Annotated in this window: 27 protein-coding genes and 1 pseudogene; 11 read left to right on the forward strand and 17 right to left on the reverse strand. The window is 65.8% G+C overall.

Going from position 1 to position 26,994, the window contains the following annotated elements; all coding sequences use genetic code 11:
- Positions 1 to 34: 34 nt before the first annotated feature.
- Positions 35 to 871, reverse strand: coding sequence for a phosphatase (locus tag B4E96_RS02220; protein WP_414632656.1), 837 nt, complete (start codon positions 869 to 871; stop codon positions 35 to 37).
- Between the two features lie 169 nt (positions 872 to 1,040).
- On the opposite strand from B4E96_RS02220, the gene B4E96_RS02225 reads away from it, so the two are divergent.
- Positions 1,041 to 1,265: a hypothetical protein gene (locus tag B4E96_RS02225; protein ID WP_102160155.1), complete on the forward strand. Its 225-nt coding sequence runs from the start codon at positions 1,041 to 1,043 to the stop codon at positions 1,263 to 1,265.
- 8 nt (positions 1,266 to 1,273) lie between these two features.
- Here the strand turns inward: B4E96_RS02225 and B4E96_RS02230 are convergent.
- Positions 1,274 to 1,687: pseudogene (locus B4E96_RS02230) on the reverse strand (TrmH family RNA methyltransferase); the annotation flags it as partial.
- A 210-nt stretch (positions 1,688 to 1,897) separates the two neighbouring features.
- On the opposite strand from B4E96_RS02230, the gene B4E96_RS13350 reads away from it, so the two are divergent.
- Genes B4E96_RS13350 through B4E96_RS02255 form a run of 5 tightly spaced genes read left to right on the forward strand, consistent with a single transcriptional unit; the run spans position 1,898 to position 9,697 of the window.
- Positions 1,898 to 2,485: a recombinase family protein gene (locus B4E96_RS13350; protein ID WP_102160157.1), complete on the forward strand. Its 588-nt coding sequence runs from the start codon at positions 1,898 to 1,900 to the stop codon at positions 2,483 to 2,485.
- 51 nt (positions 2,486 to 2,536) lie between these two features.
- Positions 2,537 to 4,087 carry a type I restriction-modification system subunit M gene (locus tag B4E96_RS02240; RefSeq protein ID WP_286956248.1) on the forward strand — a complete coding sequence of 517 codons (1,551 nt, stop codon included), beginning with the start codon at positions 2,537 to 2,539 and terminating at the stop codon, positions 4,085 to 4,087.
- The gene (locus B4E96_RS02245; protein WP_286956249.1) at positions 4,084 to 5,577 is read left to right on the forward strand and encodes a type I restriction-modification system subunit M; all 1,494 of its coding nucleotides are present in this window, start codon (positions 4,084 to 4,086) and stop codon (positions 5,575 to 5,577) included. The genes B4E96_RS02240 and B4E96_RS02245 overlap by 4 nt, the downstream gene beginning before the upstream one ends.
- On the forward strand, positions 5,574 to 6,761 hold the full coding sequence (locus tag B4E96_RS02250; RefSeq protein WP_180964672.1) for a restriction endonuclease subunit S: 1,188 nt from the start codon (positions 5,574 to 5,576) through the stop codon (positions 6,759 to 6,761). The genes B4E96_RS02245 and B4E96_RS02250 overlap by 4 nt, the downstream gene beginning before the upstream one ends.
- On the forward strand, positions 6,761 to 9,697 hold the full coding sequence (locus tag B4E96_RS02255) for a type I restriction endonuclease subunit R (RefSeq protein WP_286956250.1): 2,937 nt from the start codon (positions 6,761 to 6,763) through the stop codon (positions 9,695 to 9,697). Before B4E96_RS02250 ends, B4E96_RS02255 begins: the two co-directional genes overlap by 1 nt.
- Positions 9,698 to 9,862: 165 nt before the next feature.
- On the opposite strand, the gene B4E96_RS02260 is transcribed toward B4E96_RS02255, so the two are convergent.
- The 4 genes from B4E96_RS02260 to B4E96_RS02275 are packed head-to-tail and all read right to left on the reverse strand — an operon-like array spanning position 9,863 to position 13,447.
- Positions 9,863 to 10,777: an FRG domain-containing protein gene (locus B4E96_RS02260; RefSeq protein ID WP_286956251.1), complete on the reverse strand. Its 915-nt coding sequence runs from the start codon at positions 10,775 to 10,777 to the stop codon at positions 9,863 to 9,865.
- A 42-nt stretch (positions 10,778 to 10,819) separates the two neighbouring features.
- Positions 10,820 to 11,812, reverse strand: coding sequence for a TrmH family RNA methyltransferase (locus B4E96_RS02265; protein ID WP_286956252.1), 993 nt, complete (start codon positions 11,810 to 11,812; stop codon positions 10,820 to 10,822).
- A 22-nt stretch (positions 11,813 to 11,834) separates the two neighbouring features.
- On the reverse strand, positions 11,835 to 12,653 hold the full coding sequence (locus B4E96_RS02270) for a sulfite exporter TauE/SafE family protein (RefSeq protein ID WP_286956253.1): 819 nt from the start codon (positions 12,651 to 12,653) through the stop codon (positions 11,835 to 11,837).
- A gap of 8 nt (positions 12,654 to 12,661) precedes the next feature.
- Positions 12,662 to 13,447 (reverse strand): ABC transporter ATP-binding protein, encoded by a 786-nt coding sequence (locus B4E96_RS02275; protein ID WP_286956255.1) that lies wholly within the window; start codon positions 13,445 to 13,447, stop codon positions 12,662 to 12,664.
- A 70-nt stretch (positions 13,448 to 13,517) separates the two neighbouring features.
- Here B4E96_RS02275 and B4E96_RS02280 point away from each other — a divergent pair, with 70 nt between their 5' ends.
- Both B4E96_RS02280 and serB read left to right on the forward strand, forming a co-directional pair.
- Positions 13,518 to 14,321: a hypothetical protein gene (locus B4E96_RS02280; RefSeq protein WP_286956256.1), complete on the forward strand. Its 804-nt coding sequence runs from the start codon at positions 13,518 to 13,520 to the stop codon at positions 14,319 to 14,321.
- 34 nt (positions 14,322 to 14,355) lie between these two features.
- Entirely contained in the window at positions 14,356 to 15,162 is an 807-nt protein-coding gene (serB, locus tag B4E96_RS02285) for a phosphoserine phosphatase SerB (protein WP_286956257.1), read from the forward strand.
- 12 nt (positions 15,163 to 15,174) lie between these two features.
- Here serB and B4E96_RS02290 read toward each other — a convergent pair whose 3' ends face one another.
- From B4E96_RS02290 to B4E96_RS02300, 3 genes are all read right to left on the reverse strand, one after another.
- Positions 15,175 to 15,654 (reverse strand): SixA phosphatase family protein, encoded by a 480-nt coding sequence (locus tag B4E96_RS02290; RefSeq protein WP_175294759.1) that lies wholly within the window; start codon positions 15,652 to 15,654, stop codon positions 15,175 to 15,177.
- Positions 15,655 to 15,791: 137 nt separating this feature from the next.
- Positions 15,792 to 16,550 carry an enoyl-ACP reductase FabI gene (gene fabI / locus B4E96_RS02295; RefSeq protein WP_175294760.1) on the reverse strand — a complete coding sequence of 253 codons (759 nt, stop codon included), beginning with the start codon at positions 16,548 to 16,550 and terminating at the stop codon, positions 15,792 to 15,794.
- A gap of 69 nt (positions 16,551 to 16,619) precedes the next feature.
- The gene (locus B4E96_RS02300) at positions 16,620 to 17,330 is read right to left on the reverse strand and encodes a beta-ketoacyl-ACP reductase (protein WP_175294761.1); all 711 of its coding nucleotides are present in this window, start codon (positions 17,328 to 17,330) and stop codon (positions 16,620 to 16,622) included.
- 151 nt (positions 17,331 to 17,481) lie between these two features.
- Here B4E96_RS02300 and B4E96_RS02305 point away from each other — a divergent pair, with 151 nt between their 5' ends.
- Both B4E96_RS02305 and B4E96_RS02315 read left to right on the forward strand, forming a co-directional pair.
- On the forward strand, positions 17,482 to 18,012 hold the full coding sequence (locus tag B4E96_RS02305) for a DUF3099 domain-containing protein (protein WP_286956261.1): 531 nt from the start codon (positions 17,482 to 17,484) through the stop codon (positions 18,010 to 18,012).
- A 201-nt stretch (positions 18,013 to 18,213) separates the two neighbouring features.
- Entirely contained in the window at positions 18,214 to 19,224 is a 1,011-nt protein-coding gene (locus B4E96_RS02315) for an SURF1 family protein (RefSeq protein WP_286956262.1), read from the forward strand.
- 18 nt (positions 19,225 to 19,242) lie between these two features.
- Here the strand turns inward: B4E96_RS02315 and B4E96_RS02320 are convergent, their stop codons facing one another.
- Both B4E96_RS02320 and B4E96_RS13310 read right to left on the reverse strand, forming a co-directional pair.
- On the reverse strand, positions 19,243 to 20,841 hold the full coding sequence (locus B4E96_RS02320) for an ABC-F family ATP-binding cassette domain-containing protein (protein ID WP_102160187.1): 1,599 nt from the start codon (positions 20,839 to 20,841) through the stop codon (positions 19,243 to 19,245).
- Positions 20,838 to 21,518 carry a ribonuclease H family protein gene (locus tag B4E96_RS13310; RefSeq protein WP_102160189.1) on the reverse strand — a complete coding sequence of 227 codons (681 nt, stop codon included), beginning with the start codon at positions 21,516 to 21,518 and terminating at the stop codon, positions 20,838 to 20,840. The genes B4E96_RS02320 and B4E96_RS13310 overlap by 4 nt, the downstream gene beginning before the upstream one ends.
- Before the next feature lie 79 nt (positions 21,519 to 21,597).
- Between B4E96_RS13310 and ypfJ the strand changes: the two genes are divergently transcribed.
- Entirely contained in the window at positions 21,598 to 22,509 is a 912-nt protein-coding gene (gene ypfJ / locus B4E96_RS02330; RefSeq protein WP_286956264.1) for a KPN_02809 family neutral zinc metallopeptidase, read from the forward strand.
- Between the two features lie 66 nt (positions 22,510 to 22,575).
- Here ypfJ and B4E96_RS02335 read toward each other — a convergent pair whose 3' ends face one another.
- Genes B4E96_RS02335 through sufD form a run of 6 tightly spaced genes read right to left on the reverse strand, consistent with a single transcriptional unit; the run spans position 22,576 to position 26,993 of the window.
- Positions 22,576 to 22,911, reverse strand: a complete 336-nt coding sequence (locus B4E96_RS02335; RefSeq protein WP_102160193.1) for a metal-sulfur cluster assembly factor — start codon at positions 22,909 to 22,911, stop codon at positions 22,576 to 22,578.
- Positions 22,912 to 22,941: 30 nt separating this feature from the next.
- Positions 22,942 to 23,418, reverse strand: a complete 477-nt coding sequence (gene sufU / locus B4E96_RS02340) for a Fe-S cluster assembly sulfur transfer protein SufU (protein ID WP_259856061.1) — start codon at positions 23,416 to 23,418, stop codon at positions 22,942 to 22,944.
- A 16-nt stretch (positions 23,419 to 23,434) separates the two neighbouring features.
- Complete coding sequence (locus tag B4E96_RS02345; RefSeq protein ID WP_286956265.1) at positions 23,435 to 24,706, reverse strand: SufS family cysteine desulfurase; 1,272 nt, start codon at positions 24,704 to 24,706, stop codon at positions 23,435 to 23,437.
- Between the two features lie 17 nt (positions 24,707 to 24,723).
- The gene (sufC, locus tag B4E96_RS02350; RefSeq protein ID WP_102160200.1) at positions 24,724 to 25,482 is read right to left on the reverse strand and encodes a Fe-S cluster assembly ATPase SufC; all 759 of its coding nucleotides are present in this window, start codon (positions 25,480 to 25,482) and stop codon (positions 24,724 to 24,726) included.
- A gap of 36 nt (positions 25,483 to 25,518) precedes the next feature.
- Positions 25,519 to 25,845, reverse strand: a complete 327-nt coding sequence (locus tag B4E96_RS02355; RefSeq protein ID WP_102160202.1) for a non-heme iron oxygenase ferredoxin subunit — start codon at positions 25,843 to 25,845, stop codon at positions 25,519 to 25,521.
- Positions 25,842 to 26,993: a Fe-S cluster assembly protein SufD gene (gene sufD, locus B4E96_RS02360; RefSeq protein WP_286956267.1), complete on the reverse strand. Its 1,152-nt coding sequence runs from the start codon at positions 26,991 to 26,993 to the stop codon at positions 25,842 to 25,844. Before sufD ends, B4E96_RS02355 begins: the two co-directional genes overlap by 4 nt.
- Between the last annotated feature and the right edge of the window lies 1 nt (position 26,994).

Below are 26,994 nucleotides of genomic sequence, written 5' to 3' on the forward strand. Positions count from 1 at the left end.
GCGCACCATTCCGGCTGCTGGTCCGGCTTTCAGTTCAGCCGTCGAGGTGTTCTGCCGCGATCTGAAGGACGAAGTCGATGAGCGGCTGGTACAGCTGCGGGACGACATCGTCATCGAGCGGGACGCTGACCTCGACCTGGCCTTGGGCCTCAGCGACGAAGAGGGCAGGGTCGTTGCAGTCGGCGAACCCGATCGAACGGATCCCGCGGGTGCCGGCGCAGCCGGCCCAGCCGTGATCGGCGACGACGAGGTCCGGTGCCTCTTCTCCCCTGGTGGTCAGTTCGTCGAGCAGCGCGGCCATCGGCTCAGCCAGGTGCGTATGCGGCACACCGCCGTGCTGGTGCCACACCCACACACCGCTGATGCGCCGCAGGTCCCCGCCGATCTCCGGGACCGCGATGTACCCGTCAGGTGAGATCACCTCGGCGCCGTGCGCGGCGGCCCACTGAGCGAAGGCCATGTGCACCGGCAGCATCCCGCCGGGGTGTCCGGTGGCGAACAGGATCCGCGCCTGAGCAGCGACTGCCGAACCGAGGACATCGCCGAAGCGGGCCAGCGCTGCGATGCAGCGTTCGGTCGAGATCGTGTCGACGCCTTCCGTGAACGCCGGATCCGGGCGCAGCCCGACCTTCTCCACCATAAGAGCGAAGACCTTCGCGTAGTCCCACTCCTGGGTCAGTGCGACGCCGAAGTCGAACTGCCGCTCCTGATCGAGGAACCGGTGGATGTGGGAGAGGTTGTTCTCCCGTGGGGTGCCGACCTCGCCGGTGATCCGACCGGCCTCCAGTGCGGCAGCCAGATCCGGGTGCTCTTCGCACAGCGGTCCGGGTACGTTGCCGGTGGCTGCAGGCACACTCTGCTCCTCGGTCACAGACGTCTCTCCTTCTCTGTCAGCGATGCCAGCGTTCAGCCTACCGAAACACTGCGCTGTTGGGGCAGACCCCGGACTGTACCGCTGAGACCGCCCTTCCCTACCGCTTTGGGTCAATGGCACCGCCGGTGATTCTTCGTCAGCGTGCGGAGAAGAGGAGTGATTTGACATGCGCCGACCACGATGGCTGAACACCCTGATCCTCGCTGCTGCGGCATTCGTCATCGTCAGGATCATCTTCCACTTCTTCGACGCACCCTGGGATGTCCTCATCTCCGTTGGGCTCGCCGTGGGTGTGCTGGTGACCGACTCACTGTGGACTCGCCGCAGACACCGCCGCAATGCGAGCAGCGACAGCGCAGAGCCGAGTGCGTTCACAGATCAACGGCAGTGAACCGGATGTCACTTCGTCGCGTAGAACGCCACGGCTGAACTGGCCGCGACATTGAGCGAGTCCACGCCGTGCATCATCGGGATCGTCACCCGTGCATCGAGGCGGCGGTCGGTGCCGCGCTTGAGGTCATCGCCTTCGGTGCCGAAGACCAGCGCCAGCCGTTGATGCTCGGCAGCCACGAGCTCATCGAGGGTGATGGCACCCTCGCCCAGTGACATGCCGGCGACGTAGAAGCCGGAGTCTTTGAGCAGGTCGATGCCGGCCGGCCACGGGTCGATGCGCGTCCAGGGGATCTGGAAGACCGTGCCCATCGACACGCGGATCGACCGGCGGTACAGCGGATCAGCACACTCCGGTGTCACCAGCACGGCATCGACCCCGAGCGCCGCAGCTGACCGGAACGCGGCCCCGACGTTGGATGCAGTCACAGAGTGTTCTGGAGCGTTTCGGACCCGTGAGCTCAGTTCCTTCCGGTCGACACGCCGATGAACTGAGCATTGCGTTTCCGCAGGTCAGAAGGTAAATACGGCCACTCGTTCATAATTGTCAGCCGGCTAGGAGTGTTCAATAAACCCTATGCCCCCACACACTGCCATGCTGGGACTGCGCAGCGGCGACCTGAGCCTGGCCTGATGGCGCTCATCGGACTCGTTCGGGTCGGGACAGACCCTCAGGACGCGAGGTTGCAACGGCAAGCACTCGAGCCGATCTGCTCGCGTCTCTTCGAGGAGACAGCATCGCGTCGACGCCTGATCAATAACCGCCCCGGGCTCCTCGCTGCTATGTCGGAGGTCGGCGACGGAGATGTGCTTACCGCGACCCACGCACGAAGCCTGAGCACGAGCATGGTCGACGGGCTCGAGACACTACTGGACCTGGTTGACCGAGGGGTCACAGTGAAGGTCCTCAAGGGCCTCGCCGCGGGCGAGCACAACGGAGACTCGGAACTCCTCCCTGACATCCGCGAGCTCCGGCAACTCCGTCGAGAGCTCCAAAGCTCCCGAATCCAGGCCGGCATCCAAGCAGCGCGGGAACAAGGAGTCAGCCACGGTCGACCACGCACCATTAGTGACGAGACGCAGCTCGAGATTAGGATGAGGAGAGATCGAGGCGAGTCGTTGCGTAGCATCGCCGAAAGCGCTGGCGTGTCGATCGGAACCACCCACCGCGTGCTGACGCAACTAGGGCCTAGTCAGGGGACGTTGTCCCCTCGGCCATGAGCTGAGTCGGTAGCGCCTTTGTCGCGTGGTGGAGCAATAGCTAGGAGACGGATGACCGAGGATGAGGCACGCGCGGCAGCGCGGGCATTGCCACCCCACGGTGGGAGCGATCCGCTGACGCTGGCGGAGCTTGAGCAGTACCTTGCCACAGCGGCTGACCTGCTACGCGGCAGTATCGACCAGGCCGACTTCAAGGCGTACATCTTTCCGCTGATGTTCTTCAAGCGGATTAGCGACGTCTACCTCGAGGAGTACGCCCAAGCGCTGGACGAGTCCGGGGGCGACCACGAGTTCGCCCTGTTTGCGGAGAACCACCGCTTCGTGATCCCCGAGGGCAGCCTGTGGGGTGATGTGCGCAGCCACACGGAGAACATCGGCACCGCGCTGCAGACCGCGTTCCGCGAGATCGAAAAGGCCAACCCAGAGACCCTCTACGGCATCTTCGGCAACGCAAGCTGGACCAACAAGGACAAGCTGCCCGATCGCAAGCTCGCCGATCTCATCGAGCATTTCTCGAGCAAGGCGCTGACCAACGCCGCTGTGCCGCCCGACGTGTTCGGCAACGCGTACGAGTACCTCATCAAGCGGTTCGCCGACCAGTCGAACAAGAAGGCCGGTGAGTACTACACGCCGCGCTCGGTGGTCGGTCTGCTCGTCAACATCCTCGATCCCACCGAGGGCGAGACGGTCTACGACCCGGCTTGCGGCACCGGCGGCATGCTGATCGAGGTCATCGAGCACGTGAAAGATGCCGGCGGCAGCCCCAAGACCCTGTGGGGCAAGCTCTACGGCCAGGAGAAGGTGCTCGCCACCTCCGCGATCGCACGGATGAACCTGCTGCTCCACGGCGTCGAGGACTTCAAGATCGTCCGCGAGGACACGTTGCGCAGCCCCGCCTTCTACACGGGCAACAACCTCGCGCAGTTCGACTGCGTCGTGGCCAACCCGCCGTTCTCGCTCAAGAACTGGGGCGAGCCCGAGTGGGCGACCGACAAGTGGGGACGGAACGCACTTGGTGGAGTCCCGCCGAAGGGGTACGCCGACTGGGCCTGGGTCCAGCACATGCTCACCTCGGCGAAACCGAAGACTGGCCGTGTCGCCGTCGTCCTGCCCCAGGGGGCACTCTTCCGGCAGGGCGCTGAGGCGCGGATCCGCACCCACGTGCTCAAATCAGACCTCGTCGACGCGGTCATCGGGTTGGCTCCCAACCTGTTCTACGGCACGGGCCTCGCCGCCTGTGTGCTCATCCTTCGACAGGAGAAGCAACCAGACGAGAAGGGCAAGGTGCTCTTCATCAACGGTGAAGACCTGTTCAAGCGCGGACGCAACCAGAACACCCTCGAACCCGAGCACGCCCAGCAGATCCTCGACGTCTATGAGCTCTACTCCGAAATCGAGGGCCGCTCCCGTGTCGTCGACCTGGCCGAGATCGAGAGCAACGACTACAACTTGAACATTCCGTTGTACGTCGCCCCACCTGACACCGGCGAGAAGCTCACGCTCGCGGACGCTCTCGCGAATCTCGAAACGGCCCACGCCGAGGCGACCACGACGCGTGCTGCGCTGGAGGCCGAGCTGGCGAAGTGGGGGCTGTCCGTATGAGCACCCGAATCACCCAGCGTGAGCTGGAGAACTACCTCTGGGGCGCGGCGATCGTTCTCCGTGGCCTGATTGACGCCGGCGACTACAAGCAGTACATCTTCCCGCTAGTCTTCTTGAAGCGGATCTCCGACGTCTACGACGAGGAGCACGCCGCCGCGATGGAGGTGTACGACGACGAGGAGCTCGCCGACCTTCCGGAGAACCACCGCTTCGCCATCCCCGACGGCTGCCACTGGGACGACATCCGTGCTGTCACTCAGAACATCGGTGCGACTCTGCTGCATGCCATGCGCTCCATCGAGAAGGCCAACCCCGACACACTCCCCGGCGTCTTCGGCGACGGCGACTGGGGCAACAAGGACCTGCTCCCGGACTCGACGCTGGCCGACCTCATCGAGCACTTCTCCACCAAGACGCTCTCGATCGCGAACCTGCCCGAGGACGAGCTCGGCAACGGGTACGAGTACCTGATCAAGAAGTTCGCCGACGACTCCGGTCACACGGCACAGGAGTTCTACACCAATCGCACCCTCGTGCACCTGATGACGATGATGCTGGAGCCCCAGCCGGGTGAGTCGGTGTACGACCCCACCTGCGGCACGGGCGGCATGCTCATCTCCACCGCCGCCGAGCTCAAGAGGCAGGGCAAGGAGTGGCGGAATCTGCGCCTCTACGGCCAGGAGCTCAACTACGGGACCTCTGCCATCGCGCGGATGAATCTGTTCCTGCACGGCATTACCGACGGCCACATCGCCCACGGCGATACCCTCAGCCGGCCGGCATTTCTCGACGGCAAGGGTCATCTGCAGACGTTCGATGTCGTGCTGGCCAATCCGCCCTACTCCATCAAGGCATGGAACCGCGCTGCGTTCGCCAAGGACCCGTACGGCCGCAACGTCTGGGGCGTGCCGCCGCAGGGACGTGCCGACTACGCGTTCTTCCAGCACATCGCCAAGAGTCTCGATCCCGATACGGGCCGCGCTGCGATCCTCTTCCCCCACGGCGTGCTCTTCCGGCGTGAAGAGGTGGCTCTGCGTGAAGCTCTGGTGAAGTCCGACCTGATCGAGTGCGTTCTCGGGCTCGGCGCAGGGCTCTTCTATAACAGCCCCATGGAGGCCGTGGTGGTCACGCTCCGCGCCAACAAGCCCGCCGAACACGAGGGCAAGGTGCTGTTCATCAACGCCCTGAAAGCGGTCGCCCGCGAACAGGCGCAGTCCTTCCTCCGCGAGTCGCACCAACAAAAGATCTTGGACGCCTATCGCGCCTTCGAGCCACAGGACAGGTTCACTGCAGTTGCCACTCTCGACGAGATCGCCGGGAAAGGCCACAGTCTCGCAATTCCGTTGTACGTCGGCGGCGACTCGGCGAAGGAAGCCGGCGAGCACATCGATGTCAGCGAAGCCGTGGCGCAGTGGCGAACTACCGCGCAGGTTTCGGACCAGGCGATTACTGACGTTCTCGCACTGCTGAGAGCGGAGGTGCCCGCGTGAGCCTCAACCTCGACAAGTCACACTGGAAGCGGGTTGCCTTCGGCGACGCGATCCAAAATGTAACCGAGCGGATCAACCCCGCGGAGGCCGATGTCGATCGTTATGTCGGACTAGAGCACCTCGACTCAGGGGTGATGACCGTCCAGCGCTGGGATAGCCCCGACGTCGTCGAAGGACAAAAGCTGCGCTTCCAGAAGGGCGACGTGATATTCGGCCGTCGGCGCGCGTATCAGAAGAAGGTAGCCCTGGCAGAGTTCGACGGCATCTGTTCTGCCCACGCCCTCGTGCTTCGCGCCCGGGAGGATTACGTCTCGCCAGAGTTCCTCCCGGTGTTCCTCTCGAGCGACTACTTCCTCGACCGCGCAATCGCTATCTCGGTTGGCTCCCTCTCGCCTACAGTGAACTGGCGCGACCTCAAAGTCCAGGAGTTCGACCTCCCGCCCCTCGACGAGCAGAAGCGAATCGCTGACCTCCTCTGGGCCGTCGAGCGTCACCGGGTCAACACGCTGAGTTCCGAAATGGAGGTGTCAGGTGCGAAGTCATTGATGCTTGCCGAGCGCCTAGCCTCGGGTGCGGAGGAGCGCGGCTGGCCTCTAGAGCCCGTATCGGAGCTTGTTACCTCGGGGCCGACGAACGGGAAGTCTGCCCGCGCTAACGACGAGCAGCGCGGCGTGCCGACCTTGAGCATCAGCGCCGTGCGCGATGGCGGGGTGCGTGGCGGAGACTCTGTGAAGTGGATCGAGGTTGACCCCGACTCGGTGAGCTCGTTCCGCCTTCAGCCAAGTGACTTCCTCGTCGTGCGTGGTAATGGCAACCGCTCGCTGACCGGTCGTGGAGGCCTGGTCAAAGGTGACCTTCCAGTGGGCTGCATCTATCCGGACCTCCTCATCCGCCTTCGATTCAATCCAGACCGGATGCTGCCGGCCTTCGCGGCCGAACAGTGGAACAGCGCAGCCGTGCATGCATCGCTATTGGAGAACGCCAAGTCGACGAATGGGATCTGGAAGATCAACGGCAAGGACATCAAGTCCCATCAACTCGTTGTCCCCCCTCTCAAGGATCAGGTCCGAATCCTGGAGGAGACGGCATCATTTGATGAAGCGCTCGATGCATTGCGGACCGAGGTTTCGGCTCTTGAGGCACTGCGCACTGCATTCCTGAGTGAGATTTTCGGAGGCAACTGATGGCGCAGTTCAACGAGGCGAACTCGGTGCGCGACTTCATCCGCGACCTTGTTAAGTCCGTCGACGTCCAGTTCGTGCCGGGTAACGAGCTGCCGCGCCGTACCGACGAGGTGCTGCTGGAAGGTGTGCTCAAGGGCGCGCTCATCCGCTTCAACCCGGAGATCGAGGCGGACCCTGCGAAGGCAGATGAGGTCATCTACAACCTCCGTGCGATCCTGATCGCGGCACGCAACAGCCCGCATCCGGTGGTCGCCAACGAGGAGTTCATGGCGTGGCTGACCGGGCAGAAGTCGATGCCGTTCGGGCCGAATGGCGAGCACACCACGGTCCGGCTGATCGACTTCGACCATCTCGACGATGACTCGTCGAACCAGTGGATCGTCTCGACCGAGGTGACCTTCAAGCAGGGTCGGCTTGAGAAACGGTTCGATCTCGTGCTGTGGTGCAACGGGCTGCCCCTCGTCGTCGGTGAGGCGAAGACGCCGATTCGGCCGGCTTACACCTGGATCGACGGTGCAGTGCAGGTCCACGATGACTACGAGCAGAGCGTCCCACAGTTCTTCGTGCCCAACGTCTTCTCCTTCGCAACCGAGGGCAAGGACTTCCGATACGGCACCATCGGCATGCCGGTCGAGCTCTGGGGCCCCTGGCGCGAAGACCCCACCGATGAGGATGCGCCGGCGAAGATCGGGCTCGTAGCAGTGCAAGAAGCCGTTGAAGGCGTCCTTGCTCCTCGTGCAGTGCTCGACTTTCTGCGGTTCTTCACCCTCTACGCGACTGACAAGAACCACCGCAAGATCAAGATCATCGCACGGTTCCAGCAGTTCCAGGCGACCAACCTGATCGTCGACCGAGTGCTGCTCGGCAAGGTCAAGCAGGGCCTGATCTGGCACTTCCAGGGATCGGGCAAGTCACTGCTCATGGTCTTCACTGCGCTCAAACTGCGCGCGATGGCCGAGCTCACGAACCCGACGATCCTGATCGTGGTCGACCGCATCGACCTCGACACCCAGATCACGGGCACCTTCAACGCCTCCGATGTTCCAGGGCTGGTCTCCACCGACTCCCGGGCGCAGCTCCAGACGCTACTCAGTCAGGGTGCGCGGAAGATCATCATCACCACGATCCACAAGTTCGGCGAAGCACCCGGCGTCCTCGACGCCCGGCAGAACATCATCGCCATGGTCGACGAGGCTCATCGCTCGCAGGAGGGCGACTACGGGCAGAAGATGCGTGAGGCCCTGCCCAACGCCTACCTCTTCGGTCTGACGGGCACGCCGATCAATCGGCGCGACCGCAACACCTTCAAATGGTTCGGTGCACCCGAGGACGAGGGCGGCTACCTATCGCGGTACTCCTTCCAAGACTCCATCCGCGACGGCGCGACCCTTCCGTTGCACTTCGAACCACGCCTCTCAGAAATCCACATCGACCAGGAGGCCATCGACGCGGCGTTCGAGGAACTCGCCACGGATCGCGACCTGTCCGAGAGCGACAAGATCACTCTCTCGAAGAAGGCAGCCTCAATCGAGGTACTCATCAAGACGCCCTCGCGCATCGCGAAGATCGCTGCCGACATCGCCGCCCACTTCCAATCCAAAGTGGAGCCGCAGGGTTTCAAAGCGCAGGTCGTAGCGTATGACAAAGCCTCCTGCGTCGCGTACAAGGACGAGCTCGACAAGCACCTTGGGCCGGAGGCATCGACCATCGTCATGTCGAAGACCCGAGGTGACTCGCCCGACTGGGCCAGGTGGACCCCAGGTGCCGAGGAGCTGGAGCAGATTGTCGCGCGGTTCAATGACCCGACCGACCCGCTCAAGATCATCATCGTGACGGCGAAGCTGCTGACCGGGTTCGACGCTCCGATCCTCTACTGCCAGTACCTCGATAAGCCGCTGAAGGAGCACACTCTGCTCCAGGGGATCACTCGCACCAACCGCGTGTACCCGCCGGACAAGACCCACGGCCTGATCGTCGACTACCTTGGTATCTTCGACGACGTCGCCCGATCCCTCTCCTTCGATGAGCAGGCTGTCCGGGAGGTCGTCTCCAACATCGAGGAACTGAAGGCTCAGTTCGCGCCGGCCATGGCTGCCGCGCTCGCGTTCTTCCCCGGTGTTGACCGCACGGTCGGCGGGTACGAAGGCCTCGTCCAGGCACAGTCCGCGATCGCCGACGATGTCACGAAGGACGCCTTCGGAGCCGCCTACAGCGTGGTGTCGCAACTGTGGGAGGCACTCAGCCCGGACCCCATGCTGAGCGAACATCGCGACGACTACCGCTGGCTCACGGACGTCTACGAGTCGGTCCGCCCCTCAGACATCACGGGGCGACTCGTGTGGCACGCGCTCGGAGCCAAGACAATCGACCTGATCAACGAGCACGTCGCCGTCGAGATCCCGCAGAACACCGAGACGATCGTGCTCGACGCTCAGACGATCGAAGACCTCATGACCGGGCGACGCAGTGACATCCCAGCCGAAGAGATCGAGAAGCAGATCACCGCACGCATCGCCCGGCACCTGCACAACCCGGTCTTCGTCGAACTCGGCCAGCGACTCAACGACCTGCGCGAGCGCTACGCCGACATCCAACAGTCCAGCCTCGACTTCCTCCGAGAGCTTCTCGAACTCGCCCGCGACACCGTTGCTGCCGAGAAAGCAGCCGATGAGGTGCCCCGCGAAGAGCAGGGCAAGGCGGCACTGACCGAGCTGTTCGACGCTCTCAAGGGCGATCAGACCCCGATCATCGTCGAGAACGTCGTCAACCGGATCGACGAGGTCGTCCGTGGGGTCCGCTTCGAGGGGTGGCAGTCCACGATCCGCGGCGACCAAGAGGTGCGCCAAGCACTTCGGAAGACCCTCTACGTCCAATTCAAGATTCGCGATAACGACGTCTTCGAGAAAGCCCTCGGCTACGTCCGGGAGTACTACTAGTTGGTGACAGGCCGCCTGAGCTTGGGGTCGTCGGCTCGGCATTCGACCGTGATCGGCGTTGTATCACTTGCCGGTCATCGGGCGGTGGGCGGCGCGCCCGCCATCGAGGTCGTCGAAAAGGGGCACGCAGTTGTCCGGCCACAGCGGAGCGACCCGACCCGAGGCTTACTTCAAGAGCGCGGCACTGTCGACGGCCCGACGCACTTCGGCAGCCATGCCGAACAGGTCGGGGTACATAGTTGCGGGGTTGTACCCGTAGTCCCGTTCGAGTCGGCGACGAATGCCGGCCTTTGCTTCTGCGGCGATCCGAATCGTGAGTGTGGGCTCGGCATCTTGTTGTAGAGCCTTCCCGGAGCGATCGACCATCTTGGTGGAGAGAGAAGTGGCTCGTCGCACCTCATCGATGCGCCAGAACTCTCCTGACGTACCGGGGGCCTTCCTGTATCGGGCGTTCTGACCGCCGTAGACCTTCGGCACTCCCGCGAGCAGGAAGCCAGACTGCTGCGCAGGGATGCGTTCATTGTAAGAGGGCGGCCTCCAAAGCAATGGCAGATCTCTGCACCAACGTGTGTTTCTGCCTGACTCACGCCAAGGAATGTCGAACGTATTCCACTTCTCGTCCAGTTGTACACGGCGATTCGTGACGTCGAATGCGAAGATTCGCCCGTCCGCGCTGTCCAACTCGCCATGCTGCTCCTCGACGGCGAACCAGAGAGCGACCAGCGGACTGAGCGAGACATCAAGCATCCGTGTCGGCCCTCTAAAGTGTTGTAGGTTCGCCAGCAACTCCAGATAGGGCATCTGGTCGAAACGCCAGTTTCCCCGCACAAAGTGAGCGATCTTCTCTTCCGCTCGAAGCAGATCATCTTCCTCTGGTGCCGGTTGCGATGCCGATCGCGCGTCGAGCAATCTCCTGTACAGCCCGCTGTGGAGGCTCCAACGAGCATCAACCTGTCCGCGCCAACCGACGGCGCGCTGCCGCCCCGTTCGCTTGAAAACTGACTCGATCTCACTCAGGGCGCTCTCCCAAGACGTGACCGGATTGCCCTCCCACGGGCCGAAGAAGTCTGCCCCTCGCACTAGATTGGATCCTTTCGCTAGCTTTGACATTTCCGACCAGGTCTACCGCGTCGCATAGAACGCCACGGCCGCCGACGCCGCCACGTTCAACGAGTCCACCCCATGCATCATCGGGATCGTCACGCGCCTGTCGAGCCGGCGCTCGACCTGAGACGACAGACCGTGCCCCTCGTTGCCGAAGACCAGCGCCAAATGCGGATGATTTTCCGCGACCAGCTCGTCGAGCGTGACCGCGCCCTCGCCCAGCGTCATGCCGGCCACGACGTAGCCGTGCTCCTTGATGCGGTCCATGTCCGCAGGCCACGAGCCGATGCGTGCCCACGGGACCTGAAAGACCGTCCCCATCGAGACCCGGATCGCTCGGCGGTAGAGTGGATCCGCGCAGTCCGGCGTCATGAGCACCGCGTCCACGCCGATCGCAGCGGCCGATCTGAACGCGGCCCCAAGATTCGTATGGTCCACGATGTTGTCGAAGACCGCGATCCGAGAGCGGCGCTTCGATCCTGACGGCCCTCCCTGCTGCTGCGGAGGTTTACGACCACTCACGTTGGTGTGGTCGACCAGGCCTTCGAACACCGCGATCCGGCACTTGGGCGCACCCGCGTCGAGCACCTCAGCGACCACCTCGGTGGCGGTGCGCGGTGCCGGGCGTGCCATCGCGGCCAGCGCCCCGCGGTGCAGGTGGAAGCCGGTGAGTTCTTCGATCTGTGCTTCGGTGCCGATGTAGATCGGCCCGTCCGTGGTGGTGAGGATGTCGGTCATGCCGGCGAACCATCTGCGGCTCATGAGGAAGGACTGCGGCTGATGCCCGGCGGCCAGGGCGCGGCGGATGATCTTCGTGCTCTCGGCCAGATAGATGCCCCATTCGGGTTCGGCGGCTGCGCGCAGCCGCACATCGGTCAGCTGCGTGTACGCGGCCAGCTCCGGGGCGTCGAGATCGTCGAAGAACCGCAGGCGGCCGGCATCGATGCCGCATTCGGCTGCCAGCGCGCGGATCTCAGCTTCGGTGGGTTCGGCCTTACGCGGGGTGTTCATGATGGGGTTCCTCGCTTCTGGCTCACATCTGCAGGATGTTCCACAGCGCCACCAGGCCGAGGATGACGATGACGCTGCGCAGCAGCACTGGTGAGAACTTCCGGCCCACCCGCGCTCCGAGGTAGCCGCCGATGAGCGAGCCGGCAGCGATGAGACCGGCGGCCATCCAGTTGATGCGGTCGAAGCCGACGATGACGTAGATGCTGGCTGCGACCGTGTTGACGACCAGGACCAGGACGTTCTTCGCGCCGTTGATGCGCTGCAGGGTCTCCGGCAGCAGCATGCCGAGCAGGGCGATGAGGATGATGCCCTGGGCGGCGGCGAAGTATCCGCCGTAGACGGCCGTGGCGTAGACGGCGATGAACACGGCGATATGCCGGCCGATCGACATCGGCGGCGTTCCGGTATGCCCCGCATCATCTGGTGCCGGTACGGCTTCCTCGGCAGAGCGCATCGCCCGGTCGCGCAGCAGTCGTTGGAGCATCGGCTGGACGATGACGAGCAGCAGTGCGAGCACGAGCAGCACCGGCACGATCGTGATGAACGCATCCTCCGGCAGGTGCAGCAGCAGGTAGGCGCCGGTGAGCGCGCCGAGCAGGCTGGCGGGGATGAGCTGGAGCATCCGCTTCTTCTGCCCGGCCAGCTCCGTGCGATAGCCGAACGAGGAGGCGATGTTGCCGGGGATGAGGCCCACGGCATTGCTCATCGTCGCCGTCACCGGCGGCACGCCGAAGGCGACGAGGGCCGGGAAGGTGATGAGGGTGCCGGAGCCGACGATCGCATTGATCCCTCCGGCGCCGACGCCGGCGAGCAGCGTCAGCAGGATGTGATGCAGTTCCATGCCGGGGCTCAGTACCGTGCCTGGGCGTGGTAGCGGCCGTCCTCCACTCCGATGCGCACAGGGACCGAGAATGTCTCGGAGAGGTTCTCCGCCGTCAGCGTCTCCTCGATCGGCCCGGCGGCCACCGCGTCACCGTCCTTGAGCAGGAGGGCATGCGTGATGCCCTGCGGGATCTCCTCGACATGGTGGGTGACCATGAGAGTCGTCGGGGCGTAGCGGGCGGAGAGGATCTCGGTCAGCGCCTGGAGCAGCTCCTCGCGCCCGCCCAGGTCGAGGCCGCTGGCCGGCTCGTCGAGCAGCAGCAGCTCAGGGTCGGTCATGAGCGCCCGGGCGATCTGCACGCGCTTGCGCTCACCTTCGGACAGGCTGCCGAAGCGACGCTCGCTCATCCGCTCCATCCCGAAGGCCCCGAGCAGATCCTCGGCCCGGGAGGTGTCGACCTCGTCATAGGCCTCGGTCCAACGGCCGAGGACGCCGTAGGCGGCGGTGAGGATGATGTCGATGACCTTCTCCGAGTTGGGCATGCGCGCCGCCAGATGCTGGGAGGCATACCCGATGCGCGGACGCAGTTCGAAGACGTCGACGCGCCCGAGGCGGTGGCTGAGGATGTCGACAGAGCCCGAGCTGGGGTGCATGCGCCCGGAGGCCAGTTCGAGCAGGGTGGTCTTGCCGGCTCCGTTGGGGCCGAGGATCGTCCAATGCTGCCCTTCGCTCACGTGCAGGGACAGACCGTCGAGAAGGAGGTTCTCCCCACGGCGGACACGGACATCGTCAAGGACCAGAACATCGCTCATAGACCAAACCTTAGTACAGAACACACTGCCGTTCCTCGCCTCTGCAGGGGCATGTTCTACAGTGTGCACAATGTCCGCTCACCCCCGCACCGCACTCGATGCGACCCTGCCGAGCCTGCTGTTCGCGCTCACGGCCAGCGCGTGGCTGGCCGGGCGGGCGAGCCCTGATGACTGTGCTGAGGCGTTCCTCACATCTGGGCACCCGGTGCCGCTGCTGATCGCCGATGACGCCCTCGATCCCGGCGCCGAGGTGCCGGCTGGGATGCTGCTGACCCTGCCGCGGCTGCGGGCGGCTGGCATCGACCGGATCCGCTGTGTGCTCATCCATCCGAGCCTGCCGATCACCGTCCCGAAGGTCGACCGGGCCCACCGCCGCCTGCTGGCCGGTGCGCAGTCGGTGGCGGTGGCCGAAGCAGCGGGTCAGGCACGCGCGCTCATCGTCATCGACGCTGAGGCGGCGATGCGCGTGATCCCGTGCGCCCCGGTGCGCGCCGCCGGGCTCGGGGCGGTCAGTTCCGCTGAGGCGTCCCGGCAGCTGCGGCAGGCGACGATGGAGGCGCTGGCGACCGTCGAGTCCCTGCCGGAGGTGCCGGCTGGGATCGGTGACTGGCAGTGGCGGGACTGGCAGGCCGAGCTCACCGGCCCACCGGCCGCCGCCGAGGCGGTGGCGACGTTCGTACCCGACCCGGCCGATGCCCAGCAGCTCATCACCGCGCTCGAGATCCATGAGGCGATGCGCAGCGTGCTCGTCCCGGCTGCCGTGCAGCCTCCGCAGCTCGGTGCCGCACTGGCCGGCGTCCACGCCGCCGCTGTCGACGTGGTGACTGCGGTGACGGCCGAGCCTGCTGCCCCCAGGCAAGGGTCGGCTCCCTGACAGCGGAGCTGGTGACGTGCGTAGACTGGTGCGCATGCACAGGATCAGCATCGTGCGCACGGTCGCAGGCGGCTCACAGCCGGCCTTCTCCGTTGCCTCCAAGCTTGTGACCGACGACCAGCTGCCCGCCCAGCTCAGCCGCGCACATGAGATCGCCGACGGCGCTGATGTCGTTGTCGTCCCGGCTCCCCTGGCGCGCACCACACCCAAGGTCGTCGTCATGGACGTCGACTCGACATTCATCGAAGACGAGGTCATCGATCTGCTGGCCGCCGAGGCCGGGGCGGCGAAGGAAGTCGCCAAGGTCACCGAGAAGGCAATGCGCGGCGAACTCGACTTCGAGGACAGCCTGCGCGCCCGCGTCAAGACGCTCAAGGGCCTGCCGGAGAAGGTCCTCGACGACGTCCGAGCAGCCATCACCCCGACCGGCGGGGCGGCCGAACTCGTCAGCCTCGTGCAGTCGAACGGCGGCCGGGTCGGGTTGGTCTCCGGCGGCTTCACCCAGATCCTGGCCCCGCTGGCCGAGCAGTTCGGGATCACCGACTATGCCGCCAACACCTTGGATATCTCCAACGGCAAGCTCACCGGCAGGGTCGACGGCCGCATCGTCGACGCGAAGTTCAAGCGCCGCTTCCTCCGGCTGCTCTGCGAGGAGACCGGAGTGCCGGTCGAGGCGTCGGTGGCGATCGGCGACGGCGCCAACGATGCCCTCATGGTTCAGCAGGCCGGCCTCGGCATCGCGTTCTGCCCCAAACCGGCCCTGGCCGAGGTGGCTGATGCGACCGTGTCCGTGCGCCGGCTCGACGCCGTCTGGGCAGCGGTCACCGGCCGGATGAACTGAACCGGGTCCCGTTCAGTCGCGGAAGCAGTGGATCTCCGGCTGCGGGAAGCCGCCGGCGGCCACTCCCCAGGCCGGAAGATCGAAGACCGCGATCGAGGACGGCCGGAACTTGGTCTCCAGTTCGAAGTCCGCGCACAGCTCGGTGATGACCTCCGAGACCGTCGGCTCATGCCCGACGATGTAGGCGCCGGTCGAATCGGCCGGGATCGTGCTGATGACCTCCACCCAGTCATCGACGTCGGAGTCGTAGAGTGCCCGGTCGGCACGGACCTCCAGCGGGGTGCCGGCCTGTGCGAAGGCGTCGGCAACCCCCTGCGCGGTCTGCATGGTGCGCAGAGCAGCGGAGCTGATGAGGCAGTCGAGAGGATAATCGGTGAGGAACTCACCGAGTCGCGCGGCTTCGGCGAAGCCTCCGTCGGTCAGCGGCCGGTCGAAGTCGTCCACCGGCGGCCGGTCGGCCTTGGCATGTCGGCCGATCACCAGATACGGCATGGTGTCCTTTCACAGACGAACAGGTGATACCTACGGTACGCGAGTTCTCCTCGCCTGTGCACGCGACAGCGCCCGGAGAGCACGAGCCTTCCGGGCGCTGCCGTTGAGCCGGTTGCAGTCGGCCGGCCAGCGTGTGATCAGGCGCCGGTCGAGTGGAGACCGCCGTCGACGTGGACCATCTCGCCGGTGGTGGCGGGGAACCAGTCGGAGAGCAGTGCGACGATCGCCTTGCCCGCCGGTTCGGTGTCGGTCTGGTCCCAACCGAGCGGTGCGCGGTCGCCCCAGACGTCTTCGAAGGCGTCGAAGCCGGGGATCGACTTGGCAGCCGTGGTCTTGAGCGGTCCGGCCGAGACGAGGTTGCAGCGGATCTGGTCCGCACCGAGGTACTTGGCGAGGTACCGGCTGGTCGACTCGAGGGCCGCCTTGCACACGCCCATCCAGTCGTAGGCCGGCCATGCGACGGTCGCGTCGAAGGTCAGGCCGACGACGCCGGCGCCGGGGTTCATGACCGGCTTGGCGGCCATCACGATCGACTTGAGCGAGAACGCCGAGACCTGCATGGCGTTGGCGACCGACTCGAACGGGGTGTCGAGGAAGACGCCGCCGAGGGCGTCCTTCGGTGCGAAGGCGATCGCATGGACGATGCCGTCGATGCTGCCGCCGAGGCGCTCGGGCAGTGCGGCCAGGTCCTCGTCGTTGGTGGCGTCGAGTTCGATGACCTCAGCCGGCTTCGGCAGCCGTTCGGCGATGATCGAGGTGATCTTCATCTGCCGTCCGAACGACGACAGGATGACCTCTGCGCCCTGTTCCTGTGCCAGGCGGGCGGCGGCGAAGGCGATCGACGCCTCCGTCAGCACGCCGGTGACGAGAATGCGCTTGCCGTCAAGAATTCCCATGTTCCCCAATCCTTCTCAAGATCTCGCAGCCCGCGTCCTGCCGCCGGGCTGCCGTGGTCAGTCCGTTGTTCAGTGTCCCATACCCAGGCCGCCGTCAACCGGAATGACGGCCCCGGAGATGTAGGCGGCCTCATCGGAGGCGACCCAGCGCACCACGCGAGCGACCTCCTCGGCCTCGGCGAACCGCTTGGCCGGGATCTGCGCGAGGTATTCCTTCTGCTGCTTCTCCGGCAGTTCGTCGGTCATGTCGGTGCGGATGAAGCCCGGCGCGACGACGTTGGCGGTGATGCCGCGGGAGCCGAGCTCTCGGGTGATCGAGCGGGCCAGGCCGACCAGGCCGGCCTTCGAGGACGAGTAGTTCGCCTGCCCGGCCACGCCGAGGAGGCCGGAGACCGAGGAGATGAGGACGATGCGGCCGTACTTCGCCCGGATCATCGAGGTGATGCCGCGCTTGACGGTGCGGAACGCGCCGGTGAGGTTGGTGTCGATGACGGCACCGAACTCCTCGTCGTCCATGCGCATGAGCAGGTTGTCCTTGGTGATGCCGGCGTTGGCGACGACGATCTCGACCGGGCCGAGCTCGTCTTCGACCTTGGTGAAGGCCGCGTCGATCGAGGCAGTGTCGGTGACATCGGCGGCAACGGCCAGCGCACCCTCGGGCGCCTCGCCGTTGCGGGAGGTCACGGCGACCTTGTGGCCTGCGGCGATGAATTCCTCGGCGATGGTGCGGCCGATGCCGCGGTTGCCGCCGGTGACGAGGACGACGCGTGATTCAGACACGTGTGGGGGCTCCTTCTTCGTGCGATCGCCGCGTGGGAACGGCGCGGGCAGTGTGATGTCTCCAACCTAACGTACAGATGAAGTCCTTAAGTATCTGGGAGACAATAGGGCGGTAGGCTTTTGTATCTGAAAGCACGAGTCATGGAAGGCTATGGCACAGAAGAGACCACGCACGCACATCACGGATGCCGACGAGTCTCACGAAGCCGACACCCGCGCCCGCTCCCGCCGCTATCTGCTGTCCATGGCCATCCGCATCACCTGCTTCGTCCTGGCCATCGTCACGACCGGCTGGGTGCGCTGGGCGTGTGTGGCCGGTGCGGTGTTCCTCCCGTGGATCGCGGTGCAGATCGCCAATGCCGGCAAGGAGAACATCACCCGGACGAAGACGGCGCAGATCGACGCGCCGCCGCTGCCGGAGCTGCAGGCAGGACGCAGCGAGGCTGCCGCTGGTTCCGGTCCCGAGGCGGCAGGCGCCTGGCGTGCCGAGTCCGACGTCGTCGACGCGGAGGTCATCGGCGGATACACGGTCTCGCCCGGCAGCGCCTCCGCACCCGCACATGACAGCGGGCAGGTCGACGACGAGGAAGCGCTCGATGTTGTAGAGGGCACCGTGGTCGAACCCGATGCGGATGGTACTCCTCCGCCTGCCGGTGAGGAGGACGGTGAGACCCGTGAGTGAGCTGCGCTGCTCTGCCCGGGCCTGCAGTCGCCCGGCGGCCTTCGCGATGCTGTGGAACAACCCCCGGGTTCACACCCCGGAGAGGCGAAAAGTATGGTTGGCCTGTGATGATCACCGGACCTACCTGCACGAGTACCTGCAGCTGCGCGGCCTGCTTAAGGACGACGTGCCGGTCGATGAGATCCCAGCAGGGGCTGGCTGATGGCTGCTAGCTCCTACCGCTTCATCCTCTCCTCCCGCTGGCTGCGCTACATCGCCTTGGCGGTTGTCGCTGCGATCGCCTGCGGATTCCTCGCCAACTGGCAGAACAACCGCCGTGAGGCCCGCGACGCTGAGATCGCCCACATCAATGCGAACTACCACGGCGAGGCCGAACCGCTGGCAGCGATCCTGCCTCAGCGTGATGCCGCACTGCCCGATGAGCTCGACTGGAAGCGCTTCGAGACCCGCGGCACCTACGATGCCTCCTCGACGATCCTCGTGCGCAACCGCAGCCTCGATGGGCAGGCCGGTTTCTATGTGCTCGTGCCGCTGGTCACCGAGGCCGGAGGCGAGCTGGCTGTCGTGCGCGGCTGGGTGCCCACCGGCCAGACGGGTGAGGCCCCGGACATCTCAGCCCTGCCTGCTCCCCCAGCTGGGGAAGTCACCATCACCGGCTGGCTGCGCACACCGCAGGACGCTTCGGGAGAGACAGCCTCTGAGAACACGATCCGCAGCATCGACCCGGCGATCGTGCCGGGCATGAGCGCACCGTACACCGGGGCCTATGCCCAGCTCGAAGGCGAGGACCCGGCCCCGGCTGAGCGCCTGACAGCCCTGCCTCCGCCGAGCACCGATCCCGGTTCCCACCTGTCGTATACGTTCCAGTGGATCGTCTTCGGGATCATGATTCTCGGCGGTGTCATCTACGCCGCTCGCCGGGAGCGCATCAGCCGTGATCTCGAAGCCGCCGAGCAGGCTGGCCGGGCTCCGCGCACGGAGTACGTCGTCGTCGACAAGGACACGATTGCCGCCGGCCGTTCCCGCGGGCGTGCCAGCACCCCAGCCGGCCGTGCCTCGCGCTATGGCAGCGCCGGCCCGCCCAGAGCTGCTGCCCGCCGCAGCGCAGCAGCCGCCAGTCTGCGGGCCGGAGCGACAACCGTGTCAGCGCGTCGCAAGCAGGGCTCGGCTGAAGATGCTGAGGACGCGCTGCTCGACGAGCAGGGCTTCTGAGCGGCTGTTCTGATCGCCTCAGGCGAGGGTGACGAGGTCGAGGTAGTCGGCACTCCAGTGATCCTCATCGCCATCCGGCAGCAGGAGCACCCGATCGGGATTCAGCGCCTCGACAGCACCGACGTCGTGGGTGACGAGCACGATCGCACCCTCATAGCGGCGGATCGCTGAGAGGATCTCCTCGCGGCTGGCCGGATCGAGGTTGTTCGTCGGCTCATCGAGCAGCAGCACGTTCGCGCTCGAGACGACGAGGGTGGCCAGCGCCAGGCGGGTCTTCTCACCACCGGAGAGAACGCCGGCCGGCTTGTAGACGTCGTCGCCGGAGAACAGGAACGAGCCGAGCACATTGCGCACCGCCGTGTCATCGAGGTGATCGGCGTGGGCGACCATGTTCTCCAGCACGGTCTTGTTGACATCGAGGGTTTCGTGCTCCTGGGCGTAGTAGCCGAGCTTGAGGCCGTGGCCGGCGATGACCTCACCGGAGTCCGGCTTCTCAAGCCCGGCCAGCAGGGTCAGCAGGGTCGTCTTGCCGGCACCGTTGAAGCCGAGCACGACGACCCGTGAGCCGCGGTCGATGGCCAGGTCGACGCCGGTGAACACCTCGGTCGATCCGTAGCTCTTCGACAGTCCCTCAGCCGTCAGCGGCACCCTGCCGCAGGCAGTCGGTGCCGGGAAGCGCAGATGCGCGACCTTCTCCGATTGGCGTTCGGACTCCAGACCCGAGAGCATCCGCTCGGCGCGCTTGGCCATCTGCTGGGCGGCGACGGCCTTCGTGGCCTTGGCTCGCATCTTGTCGGCCTGCGCGGACAGTGCCGCGGCTTTCTTCTCGACATTGGCCCGTTCGCGGCGCCGGCGCCGCTCATCGGCTTCGCGCTGCTTGAGGTACTGCTGGTAGGTCATCGAGTAGATGTCGATGCACTGCCGGGTGGCGTCGAGGAAGAAGACGGTGTTGACGACTTCGTCGATGAGGTCGAGGTCGTGGGAGATGATGATGAGCCCACCGGAGTACGTTTTGAGGTAGCCGCGCAGCCAGGCAACCGATTCGGCGTCGAGGTGGTTGGTCGGCTCGTCGAGGATCATCGTGTCCGGTGCCTCGAAGAGGATCCGGGCGAGTTCGACGCGGCGGCGCTGACCGCCCGAGAGTGTCTGCAGCTCCTGGCGGATGGTGGACTCTTCGAGCCCGAGGTTCGCGGCGATGCTCAGCGCCTCCGATTCGGCGGCGTACCCGCCGGCGGCGATGAATTCGGCTTCGATGCGCGGGTACTTCTCAATCGCCTTGGACATGACATCGGGGTCCGGATCCGACATCTGCGCTTCGGCTTTGCGCATCCGGCGGGCGATGACGTCGAGTTCGCGGGCGGCGAGGATCCGTTCGATGGCGGTGGCCTTCGGATTGCCGGTGCGCGGGTCCTGCGGCAGGTATCCGACGGTGCCGGTGCGTGAGACGGTGCCGGCGCTGGGCTGCACTTCGTCCATGAGCACCTTCGTCAGGGTGGTTTTGCCGGCACCGTTGCGGCCGACGAGGCCGACACGGTCGCCCTTGTCGACCCGGAAACTCACCTCGGTCATGAGCGTGCGGGCACCGACCATCACCTCAAGATCGTGCACGGAGATCATCGCGTGTCCTCTCCGTAGGCTGCTTCGGCGCCTGAGCGGATGAGCCGGGCGAGTTCGTCCTGCGGGCTGCGCTCGGCTGCCCGGGCGGCGGCGACGATGCGGTCAGCGAGATCGCGCTCGAGCTCACATGAGACCTGGACGGTCGCAGGCGCGGCGGCCACCGCCTCGGGAGCGGCAGGCGCAGTATCAGGGGCAGCCGGTGACTTACGTGCGGCACCGGTGAAGCCGGGGCCGGTGGGCACGGGCGTGTCGTCTTTATACGCAGCAGCGGCAGCTCGGGCGCGCTCGTCGGCGGCATCGTTGAGGGTGTGGTTGCTGTGACCTTTGACCCATTCGAACTCGACACTCCGGCCAGCCAGCGCGGCGTCGAGGGCCTCCATGAGGTCGCGGTTCTGCACGTCCTTGCCGTCGGCCTTCTTCCAGCCGCGGCGCTTCCAGTTCGGCATCCACTTCGTCACCGAGTTGATGACGTACTGGCTGTCGCACAGGATGTGCAGCGGCGTGTCGGCATCCGCAGTTGCGTTGAGGATCTCGATGACCGCCTGCAGCTCACCGCGATTGTTCGTCGCCTTCTTCCAGCCGCCGGCATCCCAGCAGTCGTCGTCGATGTACCAGGCCCAGCCAGCGGGCCCAGGGTTGCCGAGGGCGGAACCGTCGACGGCGACAGTGATCGTCACGTATGTGTCCTTCCGAAATTGCTGGTCAGGCCAGAAAGCGCCTATTCCCGGCGCGCGATGCCCACACTATGCTACTGCCATGACCTTCAATCCCGGCAGTCAGCTCGACACCTCCCAGGTCTCCCGCCGCTCCGGCGGCGGCATGGGCGGTCCCATCAAGGTCGGCGGTGGCATCGGCTCGATCGCCGTGCTCATCCTCGGCGTCATTCTCTTCGGCCCCGGTTTCATCAACCAGGGCCTCGGCGAGGGCTCAAGTTACGACTACTCGCAGGTCGGTGAGCAGGACGGCGGACAGTCACTGGCCGAGCAGTGCCAGACCGGTGAGGACGCCAACCGCAACATCGAGTGCCGTGTCGTGGGCACCGTGAATTCGCTCAACACCTATTGGGACGGCGGCGCCTCCCGGCTCGGGGTGCGGTATCACCGGCCCGAGGTGGTACTGACGTCTGGTTCGTGGCAGACCGGCTGCGGCGCGGCCAGTTCGGCGATGGGCCCGTTCTACTGCCCGGCTGATGAGACAGCCTACTTCGACGTCGGGTTCTTCGACCAGCTGCGCAGCCAGTACGGCGCCGGTCAGGGTCCGCTGGCTGAGGAGTATGTCATCGCCCATGAGTTCGGCCACCACATCCAGCGCCTGACCGGTGACATCAACCGTGCCCAGCAGGGTGACACAGGCCCGCAGTTTTCGGCGGTGCGCCTGGAGCTGCAGGCCGACTGCTATGCCGGAGTGTGGGCGTCGAATGCCTCGAAGACGAAGGACGCCGGGACTGGTGAACCGTACCTGCAGCCGCTGACGGCCTCGGACATCCGCTCGGCGGTCTCGGCTGCCGAGGCGGTCGGCGATGACCGGATCCAGGAGAAGGCGCAGGGCCGGGTGACACCGGAGAACTTCACACACGGGTCCTCCGAACAGCGCGAGACCTGGTTCATGCGCGGGTATGAGGACGGCGATCCCGCCGCGTGCGATACGTTCTCCGCTGGCCGGATCTGATCAGCCCAGAAATGGGGGCCGGTGAGCAGTCTGACTGCTCACCGGCCCCTTTTGCGTGTGGTGGGCTCAGATGTTGAAGCCGAGGGCGCGCATCTGCTCCTTGCCGTCCTCGGTGATGCGCTCGGGGCCCCATGGCGGCATCCACACCCAGTTGATGCGGTAGGCCGGCACGATGCCCTCGAGCTGCTGGGCGCACTGGTCCTCGATGACGTCGGTCAGCGGGCAGGCCGCCGAGGTCAGGGTCATCTCGACGACGGCAGTGCCGTCGTCCTCAACGGACGCGCCGTAGACGAGTCCCAGGTCGACGATGTTGACGCCGAGCTCCGGGTCGACGACGTCCATGAGCGCGTCGATGACCTCTTCGGGTGTGGCGTTGGTCGGTTGGTCGATCACTTCAGGCATAGTGTCCTCCTCGTACTGTCAGCATACGGGTCAGCGGCCCTCGGCGGCCGCCTGCGCCTGCACGAAGGCATCCTTGAATGCCATCCAGGCCAGCAGCGCGCACTTGATGCGCGCAGGAAACTTCGAGACTCCCTCGAACGCGGCAGCATCGCCGAGGAGATCCTCGTCGGCGTGCCCGCGCCCACGGGAGTGCATGAGCTCGTGGAAGCTGGCTTCCACCTCGGCGAACCGGTCCGGTGCCAGCTCGTCGAGCATCTCGGCCAGCACTGAGGCCGAGGCCATCGAGATCGAGCAGCCGGCGCCGTCCCAGCGCATGTGCAGGCTCTCGGCGGCAGGGTCGTAGAGCGCCTCGACGGTGATCTCGTCTCCGCAGGTCGGGTTGACCTGGTGGGAGGAGCCGAACAGTGCGTCGCCGTTCTCGGGTGCGCCGGCCAGCGGCAGATTGCCGCAGCGGCGCTTGGCGTGGTCGAGAATGACCTCTTGGTACAGCTGCTGCAGATCGCTCATGGTGTCCTCGCTTCTCTCATGCCAGTCCGAAGAAGGGCCGCACCTCTGCCAGCGCTGCCAGGAAGGCATCGCAGTCGGCCTCCGTGGTGAAGACCGAGGCGCTGGCCCGGGTAGTGGCGGTCAGGCCGTAGCGGCGGTGCAGCGGCTGGGCGCAGTGGTGGCCGACGCGCACGGCGATGCCGCGGCTGTCGAGCACCTGGCCGACGTCGTGGGCGTGCACGCCGTCGACGTCGAAAGACACCGCAGCGATGCTCGCCTCGTCAGCTGGCGGGCCGATCCGCCGGATTCCCGGGATCTGGGCAATGCCGTCGATGAGCCGGGCGGCGATCTGCGCCTCGTGGGCGGCGAGCTCTTCCATGCCGTAGTAGCCGAGGAAGTCGACTGCGGCATGCAGGCCGACGATCTCGGCGATCGGCTGGGTGCCGGCTTCGAACCGCTGCGGGGCGGGCATGAACGCAGCCGATTCCATGTCGACGGTCGTGATCATCGAGCCGCCGGTGATGACCGGCGGGAGAGCGTTGAGCAGCTCAGAGCGGCCGTAGAGTGCGCCGATGCCGGTGGGTCCCAGCATCTTGTGACCGGAGAAGGCTGCGAAGTCGACGTCGAGGTCGTGCAGGTTGACCGGCAGGTGCGGCACCGACTGGCAGGCATCGAGCACCGTGTAGGCGCCGACGGCGCGGGCGCGCTCGACGAGCCGCTCGACGGGATTGATGGTGCCGAGCACGTTCGAGACGTGGGTGAAGGCCAGCACCTTCGTCGTCTCATCGACGATGGTGTCGAGCTCAGTGAGGTCGAGCTGGCCGTCGTCGGTCAGCGGCAGCCAGCGCAGCTGGGCGCCGGTGAGCGCTGCGGTCTGCTGCCACGGGATGAGATTGGCGTGGTGCTCCATCTCGGTCACGACGATCGAGTCGCCGGGACCGAGCCGGAAGCGCTGCGCTTCTGCTCCCCCGAGCCCTGCTGAGGCATGCGCCATGCCGAGGGCGACGACGTTGAGCGCCTCCGTGGCGTTCTTCGTCCAGCACACCTCGTCGGCGGCGGCCCCGACGAAGGCCGCCACCGCCTCGCGCCCGGCCTCGAACGCATCAGTGGCTTCGACGGCCAGCTGATGCGCACCCCGGTGCACCGCGGCGTTGCGCCGCTGGTAGAACTCATCGATCGCATCGATGACCTGGCGCGGCTTCTGCGCGGTGGCACCGGAGTCGAGATACACCAGCCGCTGCCCGCCGACTTCCCGATCGAGGATCGGGAAGTCGTTGCGTATGCGGTCGATGTCAGCAGGGCGGAGCATTGAGGTGAGCGTGGTGATCAGGCGTCCTGCAGGGCGAGGCGGTCGTAGCCCTCGTTCTCGAGGCGCTCGGCCAGCTCCGGTCCGCCGGACTCAGCCACGCGGCCGTTGTAGAGCACGTGCACGCGATCCGGGGTGATGTACTGCAGGATGCGGGTGTAGTGGGTGATGAGCATGATGCCGACATCGGTCTTCTCCTTGGCGCGGTTGACGCCTTCGGAGACGATGCGCAGGGCGTCGACGTCGAGGCCGGAGTCGGTCTCGTCGAGGATCGCGAAGCGCGGCTTGAGCATCTCCATCTGGAGGATCTCGTGGCGCTTCTTCTCACCACCGGAGAAGCCCTCGTTGACGTTGCGGGCGGCGAACGCCGGGTCGACGCGCAGGTCCTTCATCGCGCCGGAGAGCTCCTTGGTCCAGGTGCGCAGCTTCGGGGCCTCGCCGTCGATGGCGGTCTTGGCCGAGCGCAGGAAGTTCGTCACGGTCACGCCGGGAACCTCGACGGGGTACTGCATGGCCAGGAACAGGCCGGCGCGGGCGCGCTCGTCCGGGGACATCTCGGTGATGTCCTCTCCGTCGAGGGTGACGGTGCCGGAGGTGATCTCGTACTTCGGGTGGCCGGCCAGGGCGTAGGCCAGGGTCGACTTGCCCGAGCCGTTGGGGCCCATGATCGCGTGGGTCTCGTTGGAGTTGAGCTCCAGGTCGACGCCCTTGAGGATCTCCTTGGGGCCGGATTCGGTCTGGACGCTGACGTGCAGGTCGCGGATGGAAAGAGTTGCCATGGTTTCAGTCCTTTGGTGTTGTTCGTTCGGTGAGGATCAGTTGGCCGCTGCCGGGGTGAGGTCGACGTAGACGACGCCGTCGCGCTCTTCGCACGGATACACGGCGACCGGTTCGAAGGCCGGCGGGGTCAGCGGCTGTCCGGTGGTCAGTGAGAAGGCGGAGCCGTGCAGCCAGCACTCGATCGAGCAGTCCATGATCTCCCCTTCGGCGAGTGAGACCTCGCCGTGGGTGCACAGGTCGTCGATCGCGTGGACGGTGCCGTCCTCGGTGCGGGCGATGCAGATCTCGCGTTCGTCGATGACGACGCGCAGCGCTTCGCCGGCCGGGACAGCACTGGCCTTGCAGGCTTCGTGCAGACTCACATCATGCTCCGCGACAGCTCGTCCTCGATCTGCTCGGTGAGGACTTCCTCGATCTCGGGCACGCGGATCTGCTGGATGACCTCGTTGAAGAAGCCACGCACCACCAGGCGTCGGGCGACGGTCTCCGGGATGCCGCGGCTCATGAGGTAGAACAGGTGCTCCTCATCGAAGCGACCAGTCGACGATGCGTGGCCGGCGCCTTCGATGTCACCGGTCTCGATCTCCAGGTTCGGCACCGAATCGGCTCGTGCGCCCTCGGTGAGGATGAGGTTGCGGTTGAGCTCGTAGGTGTCGATGCCCAGGGCCTCGGGACGGATGAGCACATCGCCGATCCACACGCTGTGTGCGTCGATGCCCTGCAGCGCGCCCTTGTACAGCACGTTGGAGGTCGCCTTCGGCGTGTTGTGGTCGATGTAGGTGCGGTGCTCCAGGTGCTGGCCGGCGTCGGCGAAGTACAGGCCGAGCAGCTCGGCCTCGCCGCCGGGGCCGTCGTAGCGGACGTTGGAGTTCAGGCGCACGATGTCTCCGCCAAGCGAGATGGCGATGTGCTTGAACTGAGCGTCCTTGCCGACGAGCGCGTCGTGCTGGCCGAGGTGGACCGATCCGTCCTCCCACAGCTGGATGGAAGCGAAGGTGACCTCTGCACCCTCACCGATGAGCAGCGAGACGAGCTCGGAGTAGCGGGCCTTGCCCTCGTGTTCGACGACGATGGTGGCCTTGGCGTTGGCGCCGACGGTGACGACGACGTGGCCGTGGACGGTCTGGCCGTCCACGCCGTCAGCGTGGATGATGACCGGCTTGTCGAGCTCGGCGCCGGCGGGCAGATCGTAGTGGAGCACGCCGGGTGCCTGGTTCGCGGCGATCGCAGCCGGGCGATCCTCAGGCTCGAGCACGCCCATCATGCGGGCGGCCTCCAGGTCGATGACCTCCTGGGTGACCCCTGCCGGCAGATCCTGGCTGAGGTTGAGCGACTGGCCGGTGCCGGCGTCGTCGAGGAGGTCGGTGAGCTTGCGCACCGGGGTGAAGCGCCATTCCTCTTCCCGTCCGGTGATCTGCGGGAAGTCGGCGACTGAGAAGCTGCGGGTCCGTTCACTGCGGGATTTCGCCGGAACCTGGACCTCGCTCGGGTTCTCAAGAGTCTGTGTCATT

This window comes from Brevibacterium sp. UBA7493 (assembly GCF_002479565.1).
GTDB classification, from domain to species: Bacteria; Actinomycetota; Actinomycetes; order Actinomycetales; family Brevibacteriaceae; genus Brevibacterium; species Brevibacterium luteolum.

Bases quoted from the DNA above. Each gene is read 5' to 3' on its own strand.
- serB (WP_286956257.1), top strand. From the start codon at position 14,356: ATGCACAGGATCAGCATCGTGCGCACGGTCGCAGGCGGCTCACAGCCG.
- B4E96_RS02240 (WP_286956248.1), top strand. From the start codon at position 2,537: ATGACCGAGGATGAGGCACGCGCGGCAGCGCGGGCATTGCCACCCCAC.
- ypfJ (WP_286956264.1), top strand. From the start codon at position 21,598: ATGACCTTCAATCCCGGCAGTCAGCTCGACACCTCCCAGGTCTCCCGC.
- sufU (WP_259856061.1), bottom strand. From the start codon at position 23,418: ATGAGCGATCTGCAGCAGCTGTACCAAGAGGTCATTCTCGACCACGCC.
- B4E96_RS02315 (WP_286956262.1), top strand. From the start codon at position 18,214: ATGGCTGCTAGCTCCTACCGCTTCATCCTCTCCTCCCGCTGGCTGCGC.
- B4E96_RS13350 (WP_102160157.1), top strand. From the start codon at position 1,898: ATGGCGCTCATCGGACTCGTTCGGGTCGGGACAGACCCTCAGGACGCG.
- sufC (WP_102160200.1), bottom strand. From the start codon at position 25,482: ATGGCAACTCTTTCCATCCGCGACCTGCACGTCAGCGTCCAGACCGAA.
- B4E96_RS02270 (WP_286956253.1), bottom strand. From the start codon at position 12,653: ATGGAACTGCATCACATCCTGCTGACGCTGCTCGCCGGCGTCGGCGCC.
- B4E96_RS02245 (WP_286956249.1), top strand. From the start codon at position 4,084: ATGAGCACCCGAATCACCCAGCGTGAGCTGGAGAACTACCTCTGGGGC.
- B4E96_RS02225 (WP_102160155.1), top strand. From the start codon at position 1,041: ATGCGCCGACCACGATGGCTGAACACCCTGATCCTCGCTGCTGCGGCA.
- B4E96_RS02320 (WP_102160187.1), bottom strand. From the start codon at position 20,841: ATGATCTCCGTGCACGATCTTGAGGTGATGGTCGGTGCCCGCACGCTC.
- B4E96_RS02280 (WP_286956256.1), top strand. From the start codon at position 13,518: ATGTCCGCTCACCCCCGCACCGCACTCGATGCGACCCTGCCGAGCCTG.
- B4E96_RS02265 (WP_286956252.1), bottom strand. From the start codon at position 11,812: ATGAACACCCCGCGTAAGGCCGAACCCACCGAAGCTGAGATCCGCGCG.
- B4E96_RS02335 (WP_102160193.1), bottom strand. From the start codon at position 22,911: ATGCCTGAAGTGATCGACCAACCGACCAACGCCACACCCGAAGAGGTC.
- B4E96_RS02275 (WP_286956255.1), bottom strand. From the start codon at position 13,447: ATGAGCGATGTTCTGGTCCTTGACGATGTCCGTGTCCGCCGTGGGGAG.
- fabI (WP_175294760.1), bottom strand. From the start codon at position 16,550: ATGGGAATTCTTGACGGCAAGCGCATTCTCGTCACCGGCGTGCTGACG.
- sufD (WP_286956267.1), bottom strand. From the start codon at position 26,993: ATGACACAGACTCTTGAGAACCCGAGCGAGGTCCAGGTTCCGGCGAAA.
- B4E96_RS02345 (WP_286956265.1), bottom strand. From the start codon at position 24,706: ATGCTCCGCCCTGCTGACATCGACCGCATACGCAACGACTTCCCGATC.
- B4E96_RS02290 (WP_175294759.1), bottom strand. From the start codon at position 15,654: ATGCCGTATCTGGTGATCGGCCGACATGCCAAGGCCGACCGGCCGCCG.
- B4E96_RS02305 (WP_286956261.1), top strand. From the start codon at position 17,482: ATGGCACAGAAGAGACCACGCACGCACATCACGGATGCCGACGAGTCT.
- B4E96_RS02255 (WP_286956250.1), top strand. From the start codon at position 6,761: ATGGCGCAGTTCAACGAGGCGAACTCGGTGCGCGACTTCATCCGCGAC.